This window comes from Citrobacter sp. ABFQG, from assembly GCF_004322975.1.
Classification (GTDB): Bacteria; Pseudomonadota; Gammaproteobacteria; order Enterobacterales; family Enterobacteriaceae; genus Citrobacter; species Citrobacter freundii.
The window spans coordinates 2,332,996-2,357,871 of the sequence record NZ_CP036435.1 but is presented as its reverse complement, the minus strand read 5'-3'; the positions used below and the strand labels follow the sequence as shown (position 1 = coordinate 2,357,871).

Here is a 24,876-nt window from a genome sequence, read left to right as displayed (position 1 = left end):
CCATGACCACTCTGAAACTGGACACACTCAGCGATCGTATCAAAGCGCATAAAACAGCCCTGATCCATATCGTGAAACCGCCGGTTTGTACCGAGCGCGCCCAGCACTATACCGAGATGTATCAGCAACACCTGGATAAGCCGATCCCGGTACGCCGCGCGCTGGCACTGGCCCATCATCTGGCGGAACGCACCATCTGGATCAAGCATGACGAACTGATTATCGGTAACCAGGCAAGCGAAGTGCGCGCCGCGCCGATCTTCCCGGAATACACCGTCTCCTGGATTGAAAAAGAGATCGACGACCTCGCCGACAGACCGGGCGCAGGTTTTGCGGTAAGCGAAGAGAATAAACGCGTATTACACGAGGTGTGTCCGTGGTGGCGTGGTCAGACCGTGCAGGATCGCTGCTACGGGATGTTCACTGACGAGCAGAAAGGGTTGCTGGAAACCGGCATTATCAAAGCCGAAGGTAATATGACCTCCGGCGACGCACACCTGGCGGTGAACTTCCCGCTACTACTGGAAAAAGGTCTCGACGGCCTGCGCCACAAGGTCGATGAACGTCGCTCCCGCATCAATCTGACTTGTCTGGAAGACCTCCATGGCGATCAGTTCCTGAAAGCGATTGATATCGTGCTGGAGGCCGTCAGCCTGCACATTGAGCGCTTTGCCGCGCTGGCGCGTAAAATGGCGTCCACAGAAACGCGCACCAGCCGTCGCGATGAACTGCTGACCATGGCGGAAAACTGTGATGTGATTGCCCATGAGCCACCAAAAACATTCTGGCAGGCGTTGCAGTTGTGCTATTTCATCCAGTTGATTCTGCAAATTGAATCTAACGGTCACTCAGTGTCGTTTGGCCGTATGGATCAGTACCTCTACCCGTTCTACCGTCGCGACGTAGAACTGAATCAGAGCCTCGATCGTGAGCACGCCATTGAGCTGTTGCACAGCTGCTGGCTGAAACTGCTGGAAGTGAACAAAATCCGTTCCGGCTCCCATTCGAAAGCCTCAGCGGGCAGCCCGCTCTATCAGAACGTAACCATAGGTGGCCAGAACCTGGTCAGCGGTCAGGCGATGGATGCCGTCAACCCGCTCTCCTACGCCATTCTGGAATCATGTGGCCGCCTGCGTTCTACTCAGCCGAACCTGAGCGTGCGTTATCACGCGGGGATGAGTAATGACTTCCTTGATGCCTGCGTGCAGGTGATCCGCTGCGGCTTCGGGATGCCAGCCTTTAACAACGATGAAATCGTCATTCCGGAATTCATTAAGCTGGGCATTGAGCCGCAAGATGCCTATGACTATGCAGCGATTGGTTGCATCGAAACCGCCGTTGGCGGCAAATGGGGCTACCGCTGCACCGGCATGAGCTTTATTAACTTTGCCCGCGTGATGCTGGCGGCGCTGGAAGGCGGACGCGATGCCACCAGCGGCAAAGTCTTCCTGCCGCAGGAAAAAGCGCTCTCAGCTGGCAACTTCAACAATTTCGATGAAGTGATGGATGCCTGGGATACACAGATTCGCTACTACACGCGTAAATCCATTGAAATCGAGTATGTCGTTGACACCATGCTGGAAGAGAACGTACACGATATTCTGTGCTCCGCGCTGGTAGACGACTGTATCGAACGCGCGAAAAGCATTAAGCAAGGCGGCGCGAAGTATGACTGGGTATCAGGTTTGCAGGTGGGTATCGCCAACCTCGGCAACAGCCTGGCAGCAGTGAAGAAACTGGTCTTTGAACAGGGCGCTATCGGTCAACAACAACTGGCCGCCGCGCTGGCCGATGATTTTGACGGTCTGACCCATGAGCAGTTACGCCAACGACTAATCAACGGCGCACCGAAATATGGCAACGATGACGATAGCGTTGATACGCTGCTGGCCCGCGCTTATCAGACTTATATCGATGAACTGAAACAGTATCATAATCCGCGTTACGGACGTGGCCCGGTTGGCGGCAATTACTACGCCGGGACCTCGTCTATTTCTGCAAACGTGCCGTTTGGCGCAGCAACGATGGCAACGCCGGATGGCCGTAAAGCACACACTCCACTGGCAGAAGGCGCAAGCCCGGCTTCCGGTACGGACCATCTCGGCCCAACTGCGGTAATTGGCTCGGTGGGTAAACTGCCGACCGGTTCGATTCTCGGTGGCGTGCTGTTAAATCAGAAGCTGAACCCGGCCACGCTGGAAAATGAGTCTGACAAACAAAAGCTGATGATTCTGCTGCGTACCTTCTTTGAAGAGCACAAAGGTTGGCATATTCAGTACAACATCGTTTCTCGTGAAACGCTGCTGGAAGCCAAAAAACACCCGGATCAGTACCGTGATCTGGTGGTGCGTGTAGCGGGTTATTCCGCCTTCTTCACCGCTCTCTCACCGGATGCACAGGACGATATCATCGCGCGCACTGAACATATGCTGTAACCCTCCCGCCCGGTGGCGCTACGCTTACCGGGCTTACATACTCCCCCTTTAGCCGGGTAAGGCGAAGTTGCCACCTGGCGTTTTACTTTCATTCGAAATTAAATTTGTGCTTTAGCTCACATTGTTATTAAAATGTTTCTGGTCGCAGTTATGAGCCAGGAGCATATATGACCATCAAAGTTATCGTCACCGATATGGACGGAACTTTTCTCGACGACGCCAAGCAATACGATCGTGCACGCTTTATGGCGCAGTATCAGGAACTGAAGAAACGAGATATTGAATTTGTCGTGGCAAGCGGCAACCAGTATTACCAGTTGATCTCCTTTTTCCCGCAGCTCAAAGATGAGATCTCTTTTGTCGCCGAGAACGGGGCGCTGGTGTTTGAACATGGCAAACAGCTGTTTCACGGCGAACTTACGCGCCACGAATCACGCATTGTCATTGGCGAACTGCTCAAAGATAAGCAGCTCAACTTTGTGGCCTGTGGACTGCAAAGCGCCTACGTGAGCGAAAATGCCCCAGAGTCCTTTGTCGCGTTGATGGCAAAACACTACCATCGTCTGAAACCCGTCAAGGATTATCAGGATATCGACGATGTGCTGTTCAAGTTCTCGCTGAATTTACCGGACCAACAGATCCCGCTGGTTATCGATCACCTTCATTCTGCTCTCGACGGCATTATGAAGCCCGTCACCAGCGGCTTTGGGTTTATCGACCTGATCATTCCAGGCTTGCATAAAGCCAACGGAATCAGCCGTCTGCTAAAACGCTGGAACCTGTCACCGCAAAACGTGGTCGCCATTGGCGACAGTGGCAATGACGCGGAAATGCTGAAGATGGCGCACTACTCTTTCGCCATGGCCAATGCGGCAGAGAGCATCAAAGCGATTGCCCGCTATCAGACCGATGACAATAACCATCAAGGCGCGCTGAACGTAATTCAGGCAGTGCTGGATAACACTTCACCTTTTAACGTCTGATCCTGCCAACCGGGGTATCCCTCATCCCGGTTTTCACTCTTTTTCTATTTTGCTCACACCAGCAGGTTTTTAAACTTGCATTAACTAATTTTTAACTTATATTGTCACTTGTAATTAAATTTAGTTTCGAATGAAAGTTAATGCGAGGTGGTTATGGCTTTTACTTTTACCAGCGACACGTTGCCCGCCGATCACAAAGCGGCAATCCGTCAGATGAAACAGCAACTGCGGGCACAGCTTGGGGATGTTCAGTTGATCTTCAATCAGCTGAGCGATGCCATTGCCACCCGCGTGGCGGAAATCAACGCTCTCAAAGCGCAAGGCTCCCCGGTATGGCCTGTGTTGTCCTATGCGGATATCAAAGCGGGTCGCGTGAGTGCAGAGCAGCGTGAAGAAATTAAGCGTCGCGGATGCGCAGTCATTAAAGGGCATTTCCCCCGCGAACAGACGCTGGCATGGGATCAGTCGATGCTTGATTACCTGGATCGCAACCATTTTGATGACGTCTACAAAGGGCCAGGCGATAACTTCTTCGGCACCCTGAGCGCATCGCGACCTGAAATCTACCCCATTTACTGGTCCCAGGCGCAGATGCAGGCCCGCCAAAGTGAAGAAATGGCCAATGCGCAGTCGTTCCTCAATCGTCTTTGGACATTTTCAAGCGAAGGTAAACAATGGTTTAACCCGGATGTCAGCGTTATCTACCCTGACCGTATACGCCGCCGTCCGCCGGGAACCACCTCCAAAGGGCTGGGCGCGCATACGGATTCCGGCGCGCTGGAACGCTGGCTGCTGCCTGCGTATCAGCAGGTATTTGCTCATGTTTTCAATGGAAAGCTGGCAGATTACGATCCGTGGCAGGCTGCGCATCGCACCGAAGTAGAAGAATACACGGTGGATAACACCACCAAATGTTCAGTGTTCCGTACCTTCCAGGGCTGGACTGCGTTGTCCGATATGCTGCCAGGTCAGGGATTGTTGCACGTGGTTCCGATTCCTGAAGCGATGGCGTATGTGCTGTTACGCCCATTGCTTGACGATGTGCCGGAAGATGAGCTTTGCGGCGTAGCGCCCGGACGAGTCCTGCCGATTTCCGCACAATGGCATCCGTTGCTGATTGAAGCGTTAACCAGCATTCCGCAACTGGACGCCGGAGACTCCGTATGGTGGCATTGCGATGTGATTCACTCCGTCGCGCCTGTAGAAAATCAGCAGGGCTGGGGTAACGTTATGTATATCCCTGCCGCCCCGATGTGCGAAAAAAATCTGGCCTACGCCCACAAAGTGAAAGCTGCGCTGGAAAAAGGCGCATCGCCGGGTGATTTCCCGCGAGAGGATTATGAAACTAACTGGGAAGGACGCTTCACGCTGGAGGATTTGAATATCCACGGTAAACGCGCGCTGGGGATTATTTAATATGTAGCTTACACAATTTTCCCTAGGTATTTCGCGTTACAGGAAGGCGACCAGCCTGTAAATCCCCGGGAGCTTACATAAGTAAGTGACCGGGGTGAACAGGTGCAGCCAACACACCTGTAACACGAAAGACGACGGGTAAATTAACCGTCAATACCTTTACTACGTAGGTAATCTTCGTAGTTGCCGGTGAAGTCGATCACGCGTTCCGGCGTAATCTCAATCACGCGGGTCGCCAGGGAGCTGACGAACTCACGGTCGTGAGAAACAAAGATCAACGTGCCCTGATACATTTCCAGCGCCATGTTCAGCGACTCGATAGATTCCATATCCAGGTGGTTGGTCGGTTCATCCATGACCAGGATATTCGGTTTCTGCATCATCAGCTTACCGAAAAGCATGCGTCCTTTTTCACCACCGGAGAGCACTTTTGCAGGTTTCTTGATATCGTCCTGGCTGAACAGCAGACGGCCAAGGAAGCTGCGCACAACCTGCTCATCATCGCCTTCTTGTTTCCACTGGCTCATCCATTCGAAGACGGTCAGATCGTTTTCAAACTCGTATTCATGATCCTGCGCGTAGTAACCCACCTGGGCGTTTTCAGACCACTTAACGGTACCGTTGTCCGGCTGCAAATCGCCAACCAACGTTTTCAGCATGGTGGATTTACCCACGCCGTTGGCACCAATGATGGCAACCTTCTCCCCTACTTCCAGCAGCAGGTTGAAGTTTTTAAACAGCGGACCTTCATCAAAACCTTTCGCCAGCGCTTCCACTTCCAGCGCGTTACGGAACAGTTTCTTATCCTGTTCGAAGCGGATGAACGGGTTCTGACGGCTGGACGCTTTCACTTCGTCGAGCTTGATCTTATCAATCTGACGCGCACGAGAGGTCGCCTGTCGAGATTTAGACGCGTTGGCGCTAAAGCGGCTGACGAAGGATTGCAGATCGGCAATCTGTGCTTTCTTCTTGGCGTTATCGGCCAGCAGACGTTCACGCGCCTGGGTTGCCGCCGTCATGTATTCGTCGTAGTTACCCGGATAAACACGCAGTTCGCCATAGTCCAGATCCGCCATGTGCGTACAGACCATGTTCAGGAAGTGACGGTCGTGCGAAATGATGATCATGGTGCTGTCACGCTCGTTCAGCGTCTGCTCCAGCCAGCGAATGGTGTCGATATCCAGGTTGTTCGTTGGTTCGTCGAGCAGCAGAATGTCCGGGTTAGAGAACAGCGCCTGCGCCAGAAGCACACGCAGCTTCCAGCCGGGCGCGACTTCGCTCATCGGGCCGTAATGCTGTTCTACCGGAATACCTACGCCCAGCAGCAGTTCACCCGCACGCGCTTCCGCAGAGTAGCCGTCCATTTCGCCATACTGAACTTCGAGATCAGCAACTTTATAGCCGTCTTCTTCGCTCATCTCAGCCAGGGCGTAAATGCGATCGCGCTCCTGCTTCACTTCCCACAGTTCAGCGTGACCCATGATCACGGTGTCAAGCACGGTGAATTCTTCAAAGGCGAATTGATCCTGACGCAGCTTACCGATGCGTTCATTCGGATCGAGGGAAACGTTGCCCAGCGTCGGTTCGAGGTCGCCGCCGAGAATTTTCATAAAAGTGGATTTACCGCTACCGTTCGCGCCAATCAGGCCGTAACGGTTGCCGCCGCCAAATTTGACGGAAATATTTTCAAACAGCGGCTTACTGCCGAACTGCATGGTGACGTTGCTGGAAACTAACACTGGCGTATCCTGAAAGAGAAAGAAATATGTGACAAACCGCTTATTATGCCATAAGTCTGCAAGAAGATCGCGTCTTCATGCGGAAGGGATAAAGTGAAACCAAAAGGAAAAAAATGTGATTTAGTACACATCCGAATTCCTTGTTGCTCAGATTGCACATATAATGCGTGCCCAACACTACATAAATCTCAACCCACTAGCCTGCCTGGCACTGAATCTCGCATACATGAATATGAATATGAAATTAACAACGCTTTTCGCGGCGGCACTCGCAATAGTTGGTTTTTGTAATACCGCTTCAGCCGTCACGTACCCGCTGCCGACCGATGGTAGCCGTTTGATTGGCCAAAACCAGGTCATTACTATTCCTGAAGGCAACACCCAACCGCTGGAGTATTTTGCGGCAGAGTATCAGATGGGTCTGTCTAACATGCTGGAAGCCAACCCGGGCGTGGATACCTTCCTGCCGAAAGGCGGCACCGTGCTGAACATTCCTCAGCAGTTGATCCTGCCGGATACCGTGCATGAAGGTATTGTTATCAACAGCGCTGAAATGCGTCTGTACTACTACCCGAAAGGCACCAACACCGTCATTGTTCTGCCGATCGGTATCGGCCAGTTGGGCAAAGACACGCCAATCAACTGGACCACCAAAGTAGAACGTAAAAAAGCAGGCCCAACCTGGACGCCAACGGCGAAAATGCATGCGGAATACCGCGCTGCAGGCGAGCCGCTGCCAGCCGTTGTTCCGGCGGGTCCGGATAACCCGATGGGACTGTACGCGCTGTATATCGGTCGCCTGTATGCTATCCACGGTACCAATGCTAACTTCGGCGTCGGCTTACGTGTCAGCCACGGTTGCGTACGTCTGCGTAACGACGACATCAAATTCTTGTTTGAAAATGTGCCGGTCGGCACCCGTGTACAGTTTATTGATGAGCCGGTAAAAGCCACTACCGAACCAGACGGTAGCCGTTACATCGAAGTACATAACCCGCTGTCTACGACTGAAGCACAGTTCGAAGGCGGGGAAATTGTACCGATTACCCTGACCAAGAGCATTACCAGCATCACCGGTCAGCCTGACGTCGATCAGGCCGTCGTTGAGCAGGCAGTACAGAACCGTTCTGGTATGCCGGTTCGCCTGAACTAATCTGCTATATAGGCCCGATGGCGCTACGCTTATCGGGCCTACCAACACTGTAGGCCGGATTAGGCGCCAGCCGCCATCCGGCACACCACATCAATTACATCATTAGCAACAAACCATAACCCACCAGCGCCGCCCATATCAGCATCGGTACCGAATACCAATGAAAACCCCACCAGATCCGGCGGTCGTTTGCCATCCGTAACGCAATGAGATTCGCCAGCGATCCTGGCAACAGCCCAAAGCCGCCCACATTGACCGCCCAGGCCAGAAGCAGCGTTGGCGGGACGTAGTTCAGCAGCAAAATCGTACTGGGCACATTACTGATAAACTGCGACAGGCCAATGGCGGTCAGCCAAAGTCCCGGCGCTGAAAGCGCGCCAATCTGGTGGGTTATCCCCTGCAGGGCCGGAAGCTGCGTCAGCAAGTGCACATCAATGAACATCGCCATAAACACCAACAGCAGCGTCCAGTCTACGCTGAGGATCACGCGGCGAGCCAGCACCATGAACCCTGCCGCCACAATCGCCAGACCCCACAGCTCTTGTTTTAACTCCAGTGCTGCAAGGAAGATGATATACAACACCAGACAGCCCCACACCAGACGCGGTTGCCAGTCAGGTGCGCGCGTACCGGTGTGATAATGCAATGCTTTATTCGGGAAACTAAACCAGCACAGCACCACCAGCGTCAGCATCATGGCCCCCGCAAGCGGCGCCATTTGCCAGGTAAACGCGGTAAACGATAAGCCTGAGCGTCCCCACATCAGAATGTTTTGTGGATTGCCTATTGGCGTGAGCAACGATCCGGCGTTAACCGCCAGCGCCTCAAAGATAATCAGGCGATTCACCGGAATAGCGCACAATTTTTTCAGAGTGATGGTCAGCGGAACAACAATAAACAGCGCAACATCGTTGGTCAGAAACGTCGACAACAACGCCGCTGCCAGCACCATAAATATCGCCAGCTGACGCTCTGTTTTGAAACGGCGGGTCATCTTGCGCCCTAACACATCGAAGTAACCGCTTAGCTCCACGCCTTTGGTCAGTAACATCAGGCCACTAAGCGTGATAATTGTGTGCCAGTCAATTGCTCCCGGCCACGACCGGGGTGTAAATGGCGTGAACAGGCTCAGTACAACCCCAACGATGATTAACAGCTGGAAAAAACGATCGCGCTGTAAGGCGCGTAATAAAGAAAAACTCATTCAGAGCCTGTTCCTTGCTGTTGCGTAAACCGGCTAAAAGCCTCCAGCGTTTCCTTACTGACGTGATGCTCCATCCCCTCCGCGTCGCGACGGGCAATTTCCGGACTGATACCTAACATCAACAGGAAATTCTCCACAATCTGATGACGCTCCCGACTTTCCTGAGCCAGTCGTTCACCTTCTGCGGTTAAAAACACGCCTCGCCAGGGGATCATTTCAATCAATCCGACTGAAGCAAGACGCTTAAGCATTTTAGCAACCGTCGGCTGGGAAACCCCAAGCCGTGCGGCCATATCCACCTGGCGCGCTTCACCTACCTCAATAATGAGATCGGAAATCAGCTCTACGTAGTCATCAATCAGCTCACGGCGATGCGCCTCCCGAACCTGACGAAACCCTTCAACGTGTTCTTCGACATTCACCAATTGCGTCACTTTTTTTGTTGTTGGCGTACCTGCGCGACGACTCATTCTGCTTCCTCGTTACTGTGACGCGTTAACGGCATCTGATTAGAGAGCACTCATTGTAAACCAGAGTTGCGCGGGCACAAAAAATTAACGTTTTAGCAATAGCTATATAATATAGCCTGTGCTATATCTGTATATAATAAAGACATCCCTCAAGGACTGATGGGATCGTGAAGTCAGGAGGTTTACATGAATGAATTTAAGAGGTGTATACGCGTGTTTAGCCACTCTCCCTTTAAAGTACGGTTGATGCTGATCTCTATGCTGTGTGACATGATTAACAGCAAACCTGAGAAGGATAAACCTTCAGAAAATTAATGCGGCGTTGCGGTACGCCGCTTCTTTTTCCTGCCGTCATCCGGGTACGGTGGTGGTTTTCGTCCCAATAACCCTTCTTTTTGTCAGTTTTGCCACGTCCCTCGCAAAACAATTTCTTTGTAGTAGTTGACCTTCTCTTGCGCACACTCTATCTTTTCGCAGCCCTGCATATATTGCGGCTCGCGGATGCGGACCCTATCCCTCTTCTCGCTCTCTCAGGCAGGCAATGACCCTTAGCGCCAGGGTAAGCACATGGCGTTTTTGTAACAGTGGCATATGAATTTAACCCTCAAAGATTCAATCATTGCTCGCAGCCGGGCGATTAGTCCGTGGACTGGCCTCTATTTCTTACAGTCTCTGCTGATCAATCTTGCGCTGGGCTATCCGCTTAGCCTGCTCTATAGCGTTGCTTTCACCTGTATATTAATGCTGATGTGGCGCAGCGCGCCACGCGCGCAGAAAGTGCTGATTGGCATTTGCTCGCTGATTGCGGCAATGTATTTTCCGTTCGGCCAGGCTTACGGCTCACCGAACTTCAATACCTTGCTGGCGCTGCACTCAACCAATATGGAAGAGTCCACCGAAATCCTGACCATCTTCCCCTGGTACAGTTATCTGGTTGGGGTGTTTATTTTCGCCCTCGGCGTTATCGCCGTACGTCGTAAAAAAGATGAACAAAAGCGTGGCTGGAACAAGTTCGACAGCGTTTGTTTGCTGTTCAGCATTGTCGCATTCTTTGTTACCCCGGTACAAAACCTGGCCTGGGGCGGCGTGTTCAAGCTGAAAGACACTGGCTATCCGGTTTTCCGGTTTGCCAAGGACGTGATCGTCAATAACAACGAAGTGCTCGACGAACAAGAGCGTATGGCGAAGCTGTCGAGCGTGAAAGACAGTTGGACCGTAACCGCCGTGAAGCCGAAGTATCACACCTACGTTGTGGTGATCGGCGAAAGCGCCCGCCGCGATGCGTTAGGCGCGTTTGGCGGTCACTGGGATAACACCCCGTTTGCCAGCTCTGTTAACGGCTACATCTTTGCGGATTACATTGCTGCCAGCGGTTCAACGCAAAAGTCACTCGGCCTGACGCTGAATCGGGTGGTCGACAATAAGCCCCAGTTCCAGGATAACTTTGTCACTCTGGCCAACCGCGCGGGTTTCCAGACATGGTGGTTTTCCAATCAGGGACAAATTGGTGAATACGACACGGCCATCGCCAGCATTGCAAAACGCGCTGATGAAGTTCAGTTCCTCAAGAACGGTGACTTCGAAGCGGATAAAAACACCCGTGACGAAGCGCTGTTAAAGATGACCGCTCAGGTGCTGGCAACCGAGCGCACTCAGCCGCAGCTCATTGTATTGCATTTAATGGGCTCACATCCGCAGGCCTGTGACCGTACGCAGGGTAAGTACGAGACTTTCGTCCAGTCAAAAGAGACGTCTTGCTACCTGTACACCATGACGCAAACGGATGACCTACTGTGCCAGCTATACGATCAGCTGCGTAATAGCGGTACCAGCTTCTCGATGGTCTATTTCTCCGATCATGGCCTCGCGTTTAAAGAGCGTGGAAAAGAGGTGCAGTACCTGGCGCATGACGATCAGTTCCAGCAGAATTTCCAGGTACCTTTCATGGTGCTGTCGAGCGATGATAAAGCGCATCGGGTGATTAAGGCCCGTCGATCCGCCAATGATTTCCTCAGCTTTTTCTCGCAGTGGACAGGGATTAGCGCAAAAGAAATCACCAACAGCTACCGCTTTATCTCAGAGAAAAAAGCCGGGCCGGTGTACATCACCAACTTTAAGCTACAGAAGGTGGACTACAACCACCTTGGTACCGACATCTTCGAGACCAAATCTCGTTAACAGCTCATATTGCAGGCAAAAAAAATCCGCCCCGAGAGGCGGATTTTTCATATCACCGAAGTGATTAGAAGCGGTAACCCACGCCAGCGATCCAGGTGCCAACGTCAACGCTACGAATACGGCTCTGCTCGTAGGAGAAGTCCAGAGCAACGTTTTCGATCGGGTTGAACTGCAGACCAGCACCGTAAGAGAAACCGTAGTCGCTGGTGGTGTGGTTGTCAGCCGGGGATGCTGCGTTCTGGAATTTACCGTAACCAACACCCACTACACCGTAGATGCTTGCCCAGTCGTTCAGACGGTAAGCCGGACCAGCAGTGATGCCGTAGTACTGGGTTTTGTTGTAGTCGCCAGAAGCATCGGTACGATCTTTTTCAGTGTAAGTGAAGGAACCGATAACACCCAGCGGGTTGTTGTCCTGCTCGTAGCGATACTTCAGGTTGAAACCGTTCATTTTGTTCGCTGCGCCCTGAGCATCGCTCTGAGCGTAACCACCGGTAACGGTAGAAGTAGCAGCTACAGCAGTACCTGCGGAGAAAGCCAGAACAGCGGCCAGTGCTGAAAGACATGCAATTTTTTTCATAACCACCTCAAATGTGCTTCAAGTAAATCTTAAGTTTTAAATATACCAAAAATTGATGGGAAACTCTTTGCGATTAGCGATGTCTAACGGGGTCTTTCATGTAACAGAACATTTCAGAAATCCGCTATCTCTTTCAATTAACATCACTTTTCTAAAGTAAAATGCCATTATTGCGCGCACAATATGGCACATTCATCCAGATTATTCCTAATCACGCAGATTATTAATCCATCATTTTCATGCCATTGTACGGAACTGAGCAATTTTTTTTTCAACGAATACTCAACCGCATGTGTGTATTTCCATTACACTCGCTGTTTTACTTCTATTGACATAATTTGACAGGAGAAAGGATGCCGGGGTCGTCACGTAAAGCGCCAGTCTGGTTGCCTATTTTGGTTTTGCTAATTGCTATGTCCTCCATTCAAAGCGGAGCATCTCTGGCGAAATCGCTGTTCCCGCTCGTCGGCGCGCCGGGCGTTACCGCGTTGCGCCTTGCGTTGGGCACCCTCATCCTTATCGCCTTCTTTAAACCCTGGCGTTTGCGATTCGCCAAAGAACAGCGCCTGCCCCTTCTGTTTTATGGCCTGTCTCTGGGCGGGATGAACTATCTCTTCTATCTGTCAATCCAGACCGTGCCACTGGGAATTGCCGTGGCGCTGGAATTTACCGGCCCGCTGGCGGTAGCGCTGTTTTCATCCCGGCGCCCGGTGGATTTCATTTGGGTTGCACTGGCTGTACTCGGACTGTGGTTCCTGCTGCCATTAGGTCAGGACGTTTCTCACGTCGATTTAACCGGTGCTGCGCTAGCGCTGGGGGCTGGTGCCTGCTGGGCCATCTATATTCTTACCGGGCAGCGAGCCGGGGCGGAACACGGTCCGGCAACCGTCGCAGTAGGGTCATTAATTGCAGCACTGGTATTTGTGCCAATCGGCGCGATCCAGGCTGGTGATGCCCTGTGGCATTGGTCCATTCTGCCGTTAGGCCTGGCCATTGCAGTCCTCTCTACTGCACTTCCCTATTCACTGGAGATGATTGCATTGACGCGCCTGCCGACGCGTACTTTCGGTACATTGATGAGTATGGAACCTGCCCTGGCAGCGGTTTCCGGAATGATCTTCCTCGGTGAAACGCTGACGCTTATCCAGACACTCGCTCTGGGTGCCATTATCGTCGCATCAATGGGCTCTACGCTCACTATTCGTAAAGAGCCACAAATAAAACAAGTCGACGTGAATTAACCACGTAATATTCTGCATGGTTTGCATAATCATGCAGAATATCCAATTGTAAATCTGCGTGATAATAATTCTAAAAAATATAATTTTCTCATCCGCATATTTCATTTAATCTCAAAATTAACATAAAAATAACACCCCGCAAGAAACACAACATTCAATTCATTGATTTTATTAGATATTTTATATTTACCCCTTCTTCGCTATTAAAGTAATAGGCAACACCGGAAAAAAAATCCAAATTTAGCGCTATACTTAATTCCGTTGAAGAGTTGGGACATAAATATCAAGAGGATATGAAAATATGAGTACCGCGAAACTGGTAAAAACAAAAGCATCCGCCCTCCTTTATACCCGCAACGATGTGTCTGATAGCGAAAAGAAAGCGACCGTAGAACTGCTGAATCAGCAAGTAATCCAGTTCATTGACCTGTCATTGATCACCAAACAGGCTCACTGGAACATGCGCGGCGCAAACTTCATTGCGGTACATGAAATGCTGGATGGCTTCCGTACAGCCCTGACCGATCACCTCGACACAATGGCTGAACGCGCCGTACAGTTGGGCGGTGTGGCACTGGGCACAACTCAGGTTATTAATAGCAAAACGCCTCTGAAAAGTTACCCGCTGGATATCCATAGCGTACAGGACCACTTAAAAGAACTGGCTGAACGTTATGCCGTAGTTGCAAACAGCGTACGTAAGGCTATTAGCGAAGCAAAAGACGAAGATACCGCAGATATCTTTACCGCAGCTTCTCGCGACCTCGATAAATTCCTGTGGTTTATCGAAGCCAACATTGAGTAACAGCAGACATAAGAATTACCTATATAACCCTCGCTCCGGCGGGGGTTTTGCACATCTATGGTGCATAACATTGATCGTTCGTCACTCCAAAGTAAATTATTTGTAATAATCACCTCACACAATCGTTAACGAAAGATTGTTTTATCAACAATTTTTACGCTAAATAGTCATACCGTTTGCACCGTGGCTGGTTCGCACCAAATGAGTGCCCCAAAACAGTGCAAATTACTCGCTTTGCCCTACTTATTGTGCAGAGAAACGAGATACCCTCTTGTTAAAACAATGAGTTGCAAAATTGGCACGATTCTTTCATTAAGCCATATGTTCTCGCAGGGGATCGCCCCGTGGATATAAAAGGAAATCCTATGAAGTCTGTATTAAAAGTTTCACTGGCTGCACTTACCCTGGCTTTTGCGGTGTCCTCCCATGCCGCAGACAAGAAACTGGTTGTCGCAACCGACACCGCGTTTGTACCGTTTGAATTCAAACAGGGTGACAAATACGTTGGTTTTGATGTGGATCTGTGGGCTGCCGTTGCCAAAGAATTGAAACTGGATTATGAACTGAAACCAATGGATTTCAGCGGCATCATCCCGGCTCTGCAAACCAAAAACGTCGACCTGGCGCTGGCGGGTATCACCATCACCGATGAGCGTAAAAAAGCGATCGACTTCTCCGATGGCTACTACAAAAGCGGTCTATTAGTGATGGTGAAAGCAAATAACAACGACGTCAAAAGCGTAAAAGATCTGGATGGTAAAGTCGTTGCAGTTAAGAGCGGTACCGGTTCCGTTGATTACGCGAAAGCGAATATCAAAACCAAGGACCTGCGTCAGTTCCCGAACATCGATAACGCCTATATGGAACTGGGCACCAACCGCGCAGACGCCGTGCTGCACGACACACCAAACATTCTTTACTTCATCAAAACAGCTGGCAATGGTCAGTTCAAAGCTGTAGGCGAATCACTGGAAGCCCAGCAGTACGGCATCGCCTTCCCGAAAGGCAGCGACGACCTGCGTGAGAAAGTGAACGGCGCGCTGAAAACGCTGAAAGAGAACGGTACTTACAACGAAATCTACAAAAAATGGTTCGGTACTGAACCTAAATAATAACCGGTAGCGTTGCCCGGTGGCGTGATGCTTACCGGGCCTACGCCTGGATTTTTGAGACCTGTAAGCCGGATAAGCCCAGCACATCCGGCAAAACGGGCATTTGAATATTTACACCACGGTAACAGGAACGACATATGCAGTTTGACTGGAGTGCCATCTGGCCCGCCATCCCGCTTTTGATTGAAGGCGCCAAAATGACCCTGTGGATCTCGGTCCTCGGTCTGGCTGGCGGTCTGATAATCGGACTTGCAGCAGGGTTTGCGCGCACTTTCGGCGGTTGGATCGCCAACCACGTAGCGCTGGTGTTTATCGAAGTCATTCGCGGTACGCCAATCGTTGTGCAAGTAATGTTTATTTACTTCGCTCTACCAATGGCATTTAACGATTTACGCATTGACCCCTTTAGCGCCGCCGTTGTCACCATCATGATCAACTCCGGTGCCTATATTGCGGAAATCACCCGCGGTGCGGTGCTCTCAATCCATAAAGGATTCAGCGAAGCCGGACTGGCCCTTGGACTTTCACGCACAGAGACTATTCGCCACGTTATTTTGCCTCTCGCGCTGCGTCGTATGCTGCCGCCGCTGGGCAACCAGTGGATCATCAGCATTAAAGATACCTCGCTGTTTATTGTCATTGGCGTCGCTGAACTGACCCGTCAGGGCCAGGAAATCATTGCCGGTAACTTCCGCGCACTGGAAATCTGGAGCGCCGTTGCGGTGTTCTATCTGATCATAACGCTGGTGCTGAGCTTCATTCTGCGTCGTCTGGAAAGAAGGATGAAAATCCTGTGATTGAATTTAAAAACGTTTCTAAGCACTTTGGCCCAACCCAGGTGCTGCACAATATTGACCTGAACATTCAACAGGGTGAAGTAGTGGTGATTATCGGGCCGTCAGGATCCGGTAAATCTACCTTGCTACGCTGCATTAACAAACTGGAAGAGATAACCTCTGGCGATCTGATCGTCGACGGTCTGAAAGTGAACGATCCGAAGGTAGACGAGCGGTTAATCCGCCAGGAAGCCGGGATGGTATTTCAGCAGTTCTATCTGTTCCCGCATCTGACGGCGCTGGAAAACGTCATGTTCGGGCCGCAGCGCGTACGCGGGGCGAATAAAGAACAGGCCGAGAAACTGGCGAAAGAACTGCTGGCGAAAGTGGGTCTGGCCGAGCGCGCGCATCACTACCCTTCTGAGCTGTCCGGCGGTCAACAACAGCGTGTGGCTATTGCCCGTGCGCTGGCGGTGAAACCGAAAATGATGCTGTTTGATGAGCCAACCTCAGCGCTGGATCCAGAACTGCGTCATGAGGTTCTGAAAGTTATGCAGGATCTGGCGGAAGAAGGGATGACCATGGTGATTGTGACCCACGAAATCGGTTTTGCCGAAAAAGTGGCTTCACGCCTGATTTTCATTGATAAGGGTCGTATTGCCGAAGACGGTAATCCGCAGGCCCTGATTGAAAATCCGCCCAGCCAACGCTTACAGGAATTCTTGCAGCACGTATCCTGATAGCTCTGCCTCCCTTCGCCCGAAGGGAGGTTTTTCACCAGAATCCTCTCATTTCAATTCTCTCCCGCCCTGACATCTATACTTATCCTTTTGAATTTATTTTCTCATGGGAGGAGTCATGCGCGGGATCCTGTTCATTTTTGTTTGTCTGTTGAGTTTCCCGACTCAGGCGGTGACGATACCTGGCGTCACCACGCCAACATCAACCAACGCGCAAACCACAGCGGCGAAAGAGCCGGATATTGAACAGAAAAAAGCGGCTTACGGCGCACTGGCCGATGTGTTGGAAAATGACGCCTCGCGTCAGGAGCTGATCGGTCAGTTACGCAAAGTGGCCACTGCCCCTCCTGCCGAGCCGGTGCCGACCATTGTCCCGCCCACGTTAACGGAAGAAAAAACGGTACTGGAAAACGTCACGGACGTCACCCGCCACTACGGTGAGGCGCTCTCCAGCCGCTTTGCCCAGCTTTATCGCAATATTACCGATGCCCCGCATAAGACCTTTAATCCGCAAACGTTCACCAATGCTCTGACGCATTTTTTAATGCTGGCGGTGTCAGTGTTCGGTTTTTTCTGGCTGGTTCGCCTGTGCGCGCTACCGTTGTATCGCAAAATGGGACAATGGGCACGACGCAAAAACCGCGAACGCAGCAACTGGCTTCAGCTTCCGGCGATGATCGTTGGCGCATTCATTATTGATTTGCTTCTGCTGGCGCTGACATTATTTGTCGGGCAGATACTGAGCGACAAAATGAACGCTGGCAGTCGCACGATCGCCTTTCAGCAAAGCCTGTTTCTCAATGCCTTCGCCCTGATTGAATTCTTCAAGGCCATTTTGCGCCTGATATTTTGCCCAACGGTGGCCGAGCTGCGCCCGTTTAACATTCAGGATGCTGGCGCATGCTACTGGAATCGCCGTTTGAGTTCATTGAGCAGCCTGATTGGCTATGGGCTTATCGTTGCCGTGCCCATTATTTCGAATCAGGTCAATGTGCAGGTCGGCGCGATGGCCAACGTCATCATCATGTTGTGTATCACGCTATGGGCGCTGTACCTGATTTTCAGAAACAAGAAAGAGATAACGCAGCATTTGCTGAATCTGGCGGAAAGATCCCTCGCTTTTTTCAGTCTGTTTATTCGTGCTTTTGCGTTGGTATGGCACTGGCTGGCCAGCGCCTATTTCATTGTGCTGTTTTTCTTTTCGCTGTTTGATCCGGGCAACAGCCTGAAATTCATGATGGGCGCTACGCTGCGCAGCCTGGTAATCATTGGAATTGCCGCCTTTGTTTCCGGCATGTTTTCCCGCTGGATAGCCAAAACTATTACCCTTTCGCCACACACCCAGCGCAGCTATCCGGAACTACAAAAGCGGCTGAATGGCTGGCTATCGACAGCGTTAAGCGTAGCCAGGATCCTGACGGTGTGCGTTGCGGTGATGCTGCTACTGAATGCCTGGGGGCTGTTCGACTTCTGGAACTGGCTGCATTACGGCGCAGGAGAAAAAACAGTGGATATCCTGATCCGTATCGCGCTGATTTTATTCTTCTCCGCCATCGGCTGGACAATCCTTGCCAGCCTGATTGAAAATCGTCTGGCTTCCGATATTCATGGTCGCCCGTTACCCAGCGCGCGTACCCGCACCCTGCTGACACTGTTTCGTAACGCACTGGCGGTGATTATCAGCACGATCACCATCATGATTGTGTTGTCGGAAATCGGCGTCAATATCGCCCCCTTACTGGCCGGGGCCGGGGCGCTGGGGCTGGCTATCTCTTTCGGCTCGCAAACGCTGGTAAAAGATATTATTACCGGGATTTTTATTCAGTTTGAAAATGGCATGAACACCGGCGACCTGGTGACCATCGGTCCACTCACCGGTACGGTTGAACGGATGTCCATCCGTTCTGTGGGCGTGCGTCAGGACACCGGGGCGTACCATATCATTCCCTGGTCATCGATAACGACCTTCGCCAACTTTGTGCGTGGCATTGGCTCAGTCGTCGCCAATTACGACGTAGACCGCCATGAGGATGCGGATAAAGCGAATCAGGCGTTGAAAGATGCGGTTGCTGCGGTGATGGAAAAAGATGATATTCGCGGGCTGATTATCGGCGAGCCGTCGTTTGCCGGGATTGTAGGATTAACCAATACGGCATTCACACTACGGGTCTCGTTTACCACCTTGCCGCTGAAGCAGTGGACGGTACGTTTTGCGCTCGACAGCCAGGTGAAGAAATACTTCGATCTGGCCAACATACGCGCCCCGGTACAGACGTATCAAGTGTTGCCTGCACCAGGGAATGGCCCAACGTCTGCGGCAAGCGAACCGCTGCCGCCAACCGAGCCAACGCTTTAGCGTTTACGCGCCATAAAACGACGACGCTGATCGTTATCCATAAAGGTCCAGGCAATAAAGCGACTCTGCTTTTGCCCCTGGGCCATCTCTTTCTTGACCACTTTCACCGCGCCCGCATCCGTTAATGCGTGGTACAGCGGAGGCAAGTTCTCGCCGCGAGAAACCAGCGTGGTAAACCACATAACCTGACGGCCAAAAGCCTGGCTTTCGACGATCATTTTTTTGATGAACGCTACTTCGCCGCCTTCACACCACAGCTCCTGCTGTTGTCCGCCAAAGTTCAGCGCATCATCTTTATCTTGCCCCAGATTACGACGTTTACGCTCGCTTCCGGCGCGGGCTGAGGCCGAAGAATCATGGAATGGCGGGTTACACAATGTGGCTTCATACTGCTCATTTTTGTGAATGATACCGTTGAAGATTGCCGAAGCATCTTTCTGACGGCGCAGACGAATAGCACGGGTTAACCCCGGATTGCCGTTTATGATCGCCTGAGCGCTGTTAAACGCTTCGCTACTGCTCTCACTGCCCGTGAATCGCCAGCCGTATTCATGCACGCCGATCAGCGGATAAATACAGTTTGCCCCTACGCCTATGTCCAGGATGCTCGCATTTGCCGGAATGGTTCCGCTGGTTTCCCCCAACAGGTCGGCCAGGTTGTGAATGTAGTCAGCACGACCAGGCACCGGCGGGCACAGAAAACCGTCCGGAATATCCCAGTTTTTCACCGCATAAAAATGCGCCAGCAGTGCTTTATTGAGCGCCTTTACTGCCTGCGGATTGGCGAAATCAACACTCTGCTCCCCGCCGGGCGTGAGGGTGAGAAATTGCGTCAGCTCTGGGGTAACCTGGCATAAAGTCGCAAGATCATAACGGCCATTGTGGCGGTTGCGTGGGTGTAATCCCGGTTTCTGGGCGGACATAGCATTCTCCTTTTAACAGCGGCGTAAGATACCCGCATAACGCCACGCGGTAAACACACACAACAAGGAAATTTGATTTTTTACGCCTGTTTGACGCTTTGCTGATTGTTCGAAAAACAGACAGTTCATCACCAGTTTTTTGCGGTAAATGTCATCCGCTGACGACCTAAACTTATCAGGCACACCTGTTGTTTTTCAGAGGATATCACCATGAAGAAATGCCTCACATTACTTGCCGCTACCGTACTTACCGGCATGACATTTGCCTCCTTTGCTGCACAGCCATACACCAGCCCAGCTACCGGTCAGCTACAAGCTTCCGGCACAGTATCTGCTACCGGTGCAACTAACCTGAGCGATCTCGAAGACAAGCTGGCAGAGAAAGCGAAAGAGCAAGGGGCAAAAGGCTTTGTCGTTAATTCTGCTGGCGGTAAAAATCAGATGTACGGCACCGCAACTATCTATAAATAACTCCCCTTCCTTAGCCTAACTGCATTCATCCCGAATGCAGTTATGTGCGCGCTGTTCACTTCATTGCAGCTCAATTTGTAATCAATGTGTTGGCATTTTGAATCCAATGTAAATAAATGTATTTATTTTTGAATTAATGAATGTTAAAACGTCGCACTGATTAGAAATGATTATTAAAATCATTATCAATTACACATTCATTTTCGCGAGACCTGCAGGGTACAACATCCACAGAGATGTCCCTTCGCGTGAGTGAAACCGTCTACTCAAAAAATAATAAGTCATTAATTAAAATGGATAAAAATCGCAACTTGCCGTCCAGTAGTTTTCATTCACTGACTTTTTTTGCCGGTCTGTGCATTGGCCTGTCTCCGGTAGCCCAGGCTGTCGCAGCAGGCGATCAGGATAAAAAACAAGAAGATACGTTGGTCGTTGAAGCGGCCAAACCTTCGCTGTACGCCCCAACACAGTCTGCCGACCCTAAATTCTCCCGCCCGGTGGCGGATACCACCCGCACCATGACGGTGATTTCTGAGCAGGTGATTAAGGATCAAGGCGCAACAAATCTGACCGATGCGCTGAAAAACGTACCGGGCGTTGGCGCGTTTTTCGCTGGCGAAAACGGCAACTCCACTACCGGTGATGCGGTTTATATGCGTGGCGCGGATACTTCGAACAGTATTTATATCGACGGTGTTCGTGATATCGGCAGCGTCACGCGCGATACCTTCAATACCGAACAGGTCGAAGTGATTAAAGGTCCTTCCGGTACCGACTATGGACGTAGCGCACCGACTGGCTCTATCAATATGATCAGCAAACAGCCGCGTACCGACTCAGGAATCGATGCGTCGGCCAGCGTCGGTAGCGCCTGGTTCCGCCGTGGTACGCTGGACATTAACCAGGTTATCGGCGACACCACCGCCGCACGTTTAAACCTGATGGGTGAAAAAACACATGATGCCGGTCGCGATAATGTTAAGAATGAACGTTACGGCGTGGCCCCCTCACTTGCTTTTGGCTTAGGGACTGAGAACCGACTGCATCTGAACTATCTGCACGTTACTCAGCACAACACGCCGGATGGGGGTATTCCCACCATCGGTCTGCCGGGATATTCTGCGCCTTCCGCAGGGACGTCTGCACTGAATCATTCAGGAAAAGTGGATACGCATAATTTCTACGGTACCAACTCGGATTACGACGATTCGACGACCGATACCGCGACGATGCGTTTTGAACATGACCTGAACGACAGCACCACGATTCGCAACACCACCCGCTGGTCGCGCATTAAACAGGATTATCTGATGACGGCGGTGATGGGCGGTGCGTCTAATATTACGCAACCCACCAGCAGCGTCGACACCTGGACCTGGTCACGCCTGGCAAATACCAAAGATGTCAGTAACAAAATCCTGACCAACCAGACCAACCTGACCTCAAAGTTTTACACGGGATCCATCGGTCACGACATCAGCACTGGCGTGGAGTTGACGCGCGAAACACAAACCAACTATGGCGTAGCCCCGATTACCCCGCCGCCGGTTAATATTTATCATCCCAACAGCGACGTGAATATCGGCGGATTATCGCGTAACGGCGCCAACGCTAACGGGCAAACCGATACCTTTGGCGTATACGCTTTTGATACGCTACAAATTACCCGTGAGTTTGAGCTGAACGGTGGTATTCGCCTCGACAATTACCGCACTGAATATGACAGCGCCACCGCTTGCGGCGCTTCTGGCCGTGGTGCAGTGGCATGTCCGACAGGCGTCGCCAAAGGTTCCCCGGTCACCACTGTGGATACTGCCAAATCAGGCAATCTGGTGAACTGGAAAGCGGGCGCGCTGTATCACCTGACCGATAACGGCAATGTCTACATTAACTATGCCGTTTCTCAGCAACCGCCGGGCGGCAGCAACTTTGCCCTTGCTCAGGGCGGAAGCGGTAACAGCGCAAACCGTACCGACTTCAAACCGCAGAAAGCGAAAACTAGCGAGATTGGCACCAAATGGGAGGTGCTGGATAAGCGCCTGCTGCTAACCGCCGCAATTTTCCGCACGGATATTGAGAATGAAGTTGAGCAGAACGACGACGGTACCTGGTCCCAGTACGGGGAGAAACGCGTTGAAGGCTACGAGCTCTCGGTAGCAGGCAACATCACCCCCGCATGGCAGATTATTGGGGGTTACACCCAGCAACGCGCCACCATCCACAGCGGCAAAAACGTTGCTCAGGATGGTTCTTCTTCCCTGCCCTATACGCCGGAACATGCGTTCACGCTGTGGAGCCAGTATCAAGCAACCGACGATGTTTCCGTTGGCGCAGGCGCTCGCTACGTGGGCAGTATGCATCGCGGTTCGGACGGCGCCGTGGGTACGCCATCCTACACTGAAGGTTACTGGGTCGCCGACGCCAAACTGGGCTATCGCGTGAATCGCAATCTCGATTTCCAGCTAAACGTCTATAACCTGTTCGACACCGATTATGTATCCTCCATAAACAAGAGTGGATACCGTTATCATCCAGGCGAGCCAAGAACCTTCCTGCTCACCGCCAATATGCATTTCTGATCCATCGCGTGGGGCGAAAGCCCCACTTTCAGGAGAAACACTGATGATGTACCACATTCCCGGCGTTCTGTCGGCGCAGGATGTAGCCTGGTTTCGCGAGCAACTGGACGCAGCCGACTGGGTTGATGGCCGCGCAACCACCGGCGCTCAGGGGGCGCAGGTTAAAAACAACCAGCAGGTAAATACGCAAAGTGAACGCTACGGCGTTTTACAACAGGCGGTACAGACTGCGGTAAATAACAGCGCGCTTTTCTTCGCCGCAGCACTACCGAAAACGCTCTCCACACCGCTGTTTAATCGCTACCAGGACAACGAGACCTATGGTTTTCACGTTGACGGTGCGGTGCGTAGCCATCCGGAGAACGGCTGGATGCGCACAGACCTTTCCGCAACCTTATTCCTGAGTAATCCGGATGATTATGAAGGCGGAGAGCTGCTGGTTAATGACACCTACGGCCAGCATGCGGTGAAGCTTCCGGCAGGCGATCTGGTGCTTTACCCTTCCAGCAGCCTGCACTGCGTCACGCCAGTAACCCATGGCGTTCGTGTGGCGTCCTTTATGTGGGTACAATCGATGATCCGTGACGACAAAAATCGCGCCATGCTTTTTGAACTGGATAAAAACATTCAATCCCTGAAGGCTCGTCATGGAGAGAGCAACGAGATCCTGTCATTACTCAATCTCTACCATAACCTGCTGCGCGAATGGTCTGAAATCTGATACTGCTGGCGCATGGTCGTTTTTCAGCCATCATCTTCGTTATACTTAGTCTGTAGACATCTGCAGGAGGTACACATGGCATCCGGATGGGCAAATGACGACGCTGTAAACGAACAGATCAACAATACTATTGAAGATGCTGTTGCCCGTGCCCGCGGTGAGTTACCGACGGGGGAAAGTCTGTATGAATGCGAAGAATGTGGCAATCCTATCCCTCAGGCCAGACGTGAGGCCGTACCTGGGGTACGCTTGTGCATCACTTGCCAACAGGATAAAGATTCACATAGCGCGGCATTTTCAGGATATAATCGCAGAGGTTCGAAAGATAGCCAGCTACGTTGACTCATCTTTACCAAAAGTTTCAGCGCATACGATTTCCTTTACGAGCACGCTTTTTCGCACTCTGTGTGGCAAAATGTGCCGTTGTTGGTTTCTCTGTAAAGCGCAATGACAAGAACTGTAAATCCCTCGCCTGAATTTATTAATATTCAATAAGTTATTTGTCATTCAATTTTTTTGATTGATGTCGTCAATTCTATTCGATTTTCTCTCACCAAAAAAAACGTGATACTTATCACATCGACGGAACAACGTCTTCTTAAAGAACACTGACTACTAACAGAACAACCCTGCGAGAGATTAATCATGAAAAATATCAAATTTGCTGTTGCTGCCATCGCCCTGTCTACCCTGTCATTTGGCGTTTTCGCTGCCGAGCCGGTTTCCTCCACTCAGGCACAAAGCATGAATAAAATTGGTGTAGTTTCTGCTGATGGCGCCACCACACTGGATGGCCTGGAAGCCAAACTGGCTGAGAAAGCGGCTGCTGCTGGCGCAACTGGTTACAGCATCACTTCCGCTGTCGGTAAAGACAAAATGAGCGGCACCGCGGTTATCTATAAATAACCGAAAGATTACCTGTACGACCCAATGCTCCAACCCTCATTGACCCTGTTTGTTACCCTTTGTTTGCCCGTCCGCCACTGGACGGGCT

The 24,876-nt window shown here is 51.5% G+C and carries 22 protein-coding genes; 17 read left to right on the top strand and 5 right to left on the bottom strand.

Features of this window, described 5'->3' with window-relative positions; genetic code table 11:
- The first annotated feature begins 2 nt into the window (after positions 1-2).
- The 3 genes from WN16_RS11415 (at position 3) to WN16_RS11405 (ending at position 4,834) form a co-directional block, all read left to right on the top strand.
- On the top strand, positions 3-2,435 hold the full coding sequence (locus WN16_RS11415; protein ID WP_044701109.1) for a glycyl radical protein: 2,433 nt from the start codon (positions 3-5) through the stop codon (positions 2,433-2,435).
- 167 nt (positions 2,436-2,602) lie between these two features.
- Complete coding sequence (locus WN16_RS11410; RefSeq protein WP_044701108.1) at positions 2,603-3,418, top strand: Cof-type HAD-IIB family hydrolase; 816 nt, start codon at positions 2,603-2,605, stop codon at positions 3,416-3,418.
- Positions 3,419-3,571: 153 nt separating this feature from the next.
- The gene (locus WN16_RS11405; protein ID WP_044701107.1) at positions 3,572-4,834 is read left to right on the top strand and encodes a DUF1479 domain-containing protein; all 1,263 of its coding nucleotides are present in this window, start codon (positions 3,572-3,574) and stop codon (positions 4,832-4,834) included.
- A gap of 143 nt (positions 4,835-4,977) precedes the next feature.
- Here the strand turns inward: WN16_RS11405 and WN16_RS11400 are convergent, their stop codons facing one another.
- A complete protein-coding gene (locus WN16_RS11400) occupies positions 4,978-6,573 on the bottom strand; it encodes an ABC-F family ATPase (RefSeq protein ID WP_003035269.1) in 1,596 nt (531 codons plus the stop codon).
- Between the two features lie 232 nt (positions 6,574-6,805).
- Between WN16_RS11400 and ldtB the strand changes: the two genes are divergently transcribed.
- Positions 6,806-7,726: a L,D-transpeptidase gene (gene ldtB / locus WN16_RS11395; protein ID WP_003845438.1), complete on the top strand. Its 921-nt coding sequence runs from the start codon at positions 6,806-6,808 to the stop codon at positions 7,724-7,726.
- 94 nt (positions 7,727-7,820) lie between these two features.
- Here the strand turns inward: ldtB and WN16_RS11390 are convergent, their stop codons facing one another.
- A complete protein-coding gene (locus tag WN16_RS11390) occupies positions 7,821-8,930 on the bottom strand; it encodes an anion transporter (RefSeq protein ID WP_044701106.1) in 1,110 nt (369 codons plus the stop codon).
- Positions 8,927-9,400: a manganese-binding transcriptional regulator MntR gene (mntR, locus tag WN16_RS11385; protein ID WP_003035264.1), complete on the bottom strand. Its 474-nt coding sequence runs from the start codon at positions 9,398-9,400 to the stop codon at positions 8,927-8,929. The genes WN16_RS11390 and mntR overlap by 4 nt, the downstream gene beginning before the upstream one ends.
- Positions 9,401-9,586: 186 nt before the next feature.
- Between mntR and mntS the strand changes: the two genes are divergently transcribed.
- Both mntS and WN16_RS11375 read left to right on the top strand, forming a co-directional pair.
- On the top strand, positions 9,587-9,715 hold the full coding sequence (mntS, locus tag WN16_RS11380; protein WP_003836996.1) for a manganase accumulation protein MntS: 129 nt from the start codon (positions 9,587-9,589) through the stop codon (positions 9,713-9,715).
- A gap of 276 nt (positions 9,716-9,991) precedes the next feature.
- The gene (locus WN16_RS11375; protein ID WP_044701104.1) at positions 9,992-11,578 is read left to right on the top strand and encodes a phosphoethanolamine transferase; all 1,587 of its coding nucleotides are present in this window, start codon (positions 9,992-9,994) and stop codon (positions 11,576-11,578) included.
- Positions 11,579-11,642: 64 nt separating this feature from the next.
- Here the strand turns inward: WN16_RS11375 and ompX are convergent, their stop codons facing one another.
- Positions 11,643-12,158, bottom strand: coding sequence for an outer membrane protein OmpX (gene ompX / locus WN16_RS11370; RefSeq protein ID WP_003035257.1), 516 nt, complete (start codon positions 12,156-12,158; stop codon positions 11,643-11,645).
- Positions 12,159-12,511: 353 nt separating this feature from the next.
- Here ompX and rhtA point away from each other — a divergent pair, with 353 nt between their 5' ends.
- The 6 genes from rhtA (at position 12,512) to ybiO (ending at position 19,188) form a co-directional block, all read left to right on the top strand.
- The gene (gene rhtA, locus WN16_RS11365) at positions 12,512-13,399 is read left to right on the top strand and encodes a threonine/homoserine exporter RhtA (protein WP_003035255.1); all 888 of its coding nucleotides are present in this window, start codon (positions 12,512-12,514) and stop codon (positions 13,397-13,399) included.
- A 301-nt stretch (positions 13,400-13,700) separates the two neighbouring features.
- The gene (dps, locus tag WN16_RS11360; protein WP_003035253.1) at positions 13,701-14,204 is read left to right on the top strand and encodes a DNA starvation/stationary phase protection protein Dps; all 504 of its coding nucleotides are present in this window, start codon (positions 13,701-13,703) and stop codon (positions 14,202-14,204) included.
- 365 nt (positions 14,205-14,569) lie between these two features.
- Complete coding sequence (gene glnH / locus WN16_RS11355; protein WP_003837002.1) at positions 14,570-15,316, top strand: glutamine ABC transporter substrate-binding protein GlnH; 747 nt, start codon at positions 14,570-14,572, stop codon at positions 15,314-15,316.
- 137 nt (positions 15,317-15,453) lie between these two features.
- On the top strand, positions 15,454-16,113 hold the full coding sequence (gene glnP / locus WN16_RS11350; protein ID WP_003035248.1) for a glutamine ABC transporter permease GlnP: 660 nt from the start codon (positions 15,454-15,456) through the stop codon (positions 16,111-16,113).
- Positions 16,110-16,832, top strand: coding sequence for a glutamine ABC transporter ATP-binding protein GlnQ (gene glnQ, locus WN16_RS11345; RefSeq protein WP_003035246.1), 723 nt, complete (start codon positions 16,110-16,112; stop codon positions 16,830-16,832). The genes glnP and glnQ overlap by 4 nt, the downstream gene beginning before the upstream one ends.
- A 118-nt stretch (positions 16,833-16,950) precedes the next feature.
- Positions 16,951-19,188 (top strand): mechanosensitive channel protein, encoded by a 2,238-nt coding sequence (gene ybiO / locus WN16_RS11340; protein ID WP_044701102.1) that lies wholly within the window; start codon positions 16,951-16,953, stop codon positions 19,186-19,188.
- On the opposite strand, the gene rlmF is transcribed toward ybiO, so the two are convergent.
- Positions 19,185-20,111, bottom strand: a complete 927-nt coding sequence (rlmF, locus tag WN16_RS11335) for a 23S rRNA (adenine(1618)-N(6))-methyltransferase RlmF (RefSeq protein ID WP_044701100.1) — start codon at positions 20,109-20,111, stop codon at positions 19,185-19,187. The genes ybiO and rlmF overlap by 4 nt on opposite strands.
- 210 nt (positions 20,112-20,321) lie before the next feature.
- On the opposite strand from rlmF, the gene mcbA reads away from it, so the two are divergent.
- The 5 genes from mcbA (at position 20,322) to ybiJ (ending at position 24,788) form a co-directional block, all read left to right on the top strand.
- The gene (gene mcbA, locus WN16_RS11330; RefSeq protein WP_003837009.1) at positions 20,322-20,582 is read left to right on the top strand and encodes a DUF1471 family periplasmic protein McbA; all 261 of its coding nucleotides are present in this window, start codon (positions 20,322-20,324) and stop codon (positions 20,580-20,582) included.
- Positions 20,583-20,875: 293 nt separating this feature from the next.
- Positions 20,876-23,161, top strand: a complete 2,286-nt coding sequence (locus WN16_RS11325) for a catecholate siderophore receptor Fiu (RefSeq protein ID WP_044701117.1) — start codon at positions 20,876-20,878, stop codon at positions 23,159-23,161.
- A gap of 43 nt (positions 23,162-23,204) precedes the next feature.
- Positions 23,205-23,882 (top strand): PKHD-type hydroxylase YbiX, encoded by a 678-nt coding sequence (gene ybiX / locus WN16_RS11320; protein ID WP_003837014.1) that lies wholly within the window; start codon positions 23,205-23,207, stop codon positions 23,880-23,882.
- Between the two features lie 75 nt (positions 23,883-23,957).
- Positions 23,958-24,224, top strand: coding sequence for a DksA/TraR family C4-type zinc finger protein (locus WN16_RS11315; RefSeq protein WP_003035233.1), 267 nt, complete (start codon positions 23,958-23,960; stop codon positions 24,222-24,224).
- A gap of 303 nt (positions 24,225-24,527) precedes the next feature.
- Positions 24,528-24,788, top strand: a complete 261-nt coding sequence (ybiJ, locus tag WN16_RS11310; RefSeq protein WP_003035231.1) for a DUF1471 family protein YbiJ — start codon at positions 24,528-24,530, stop codon at positions 24,786-24,788.
- Positions 24,789-24,876 lie beyond the last annotated feature (88 nt).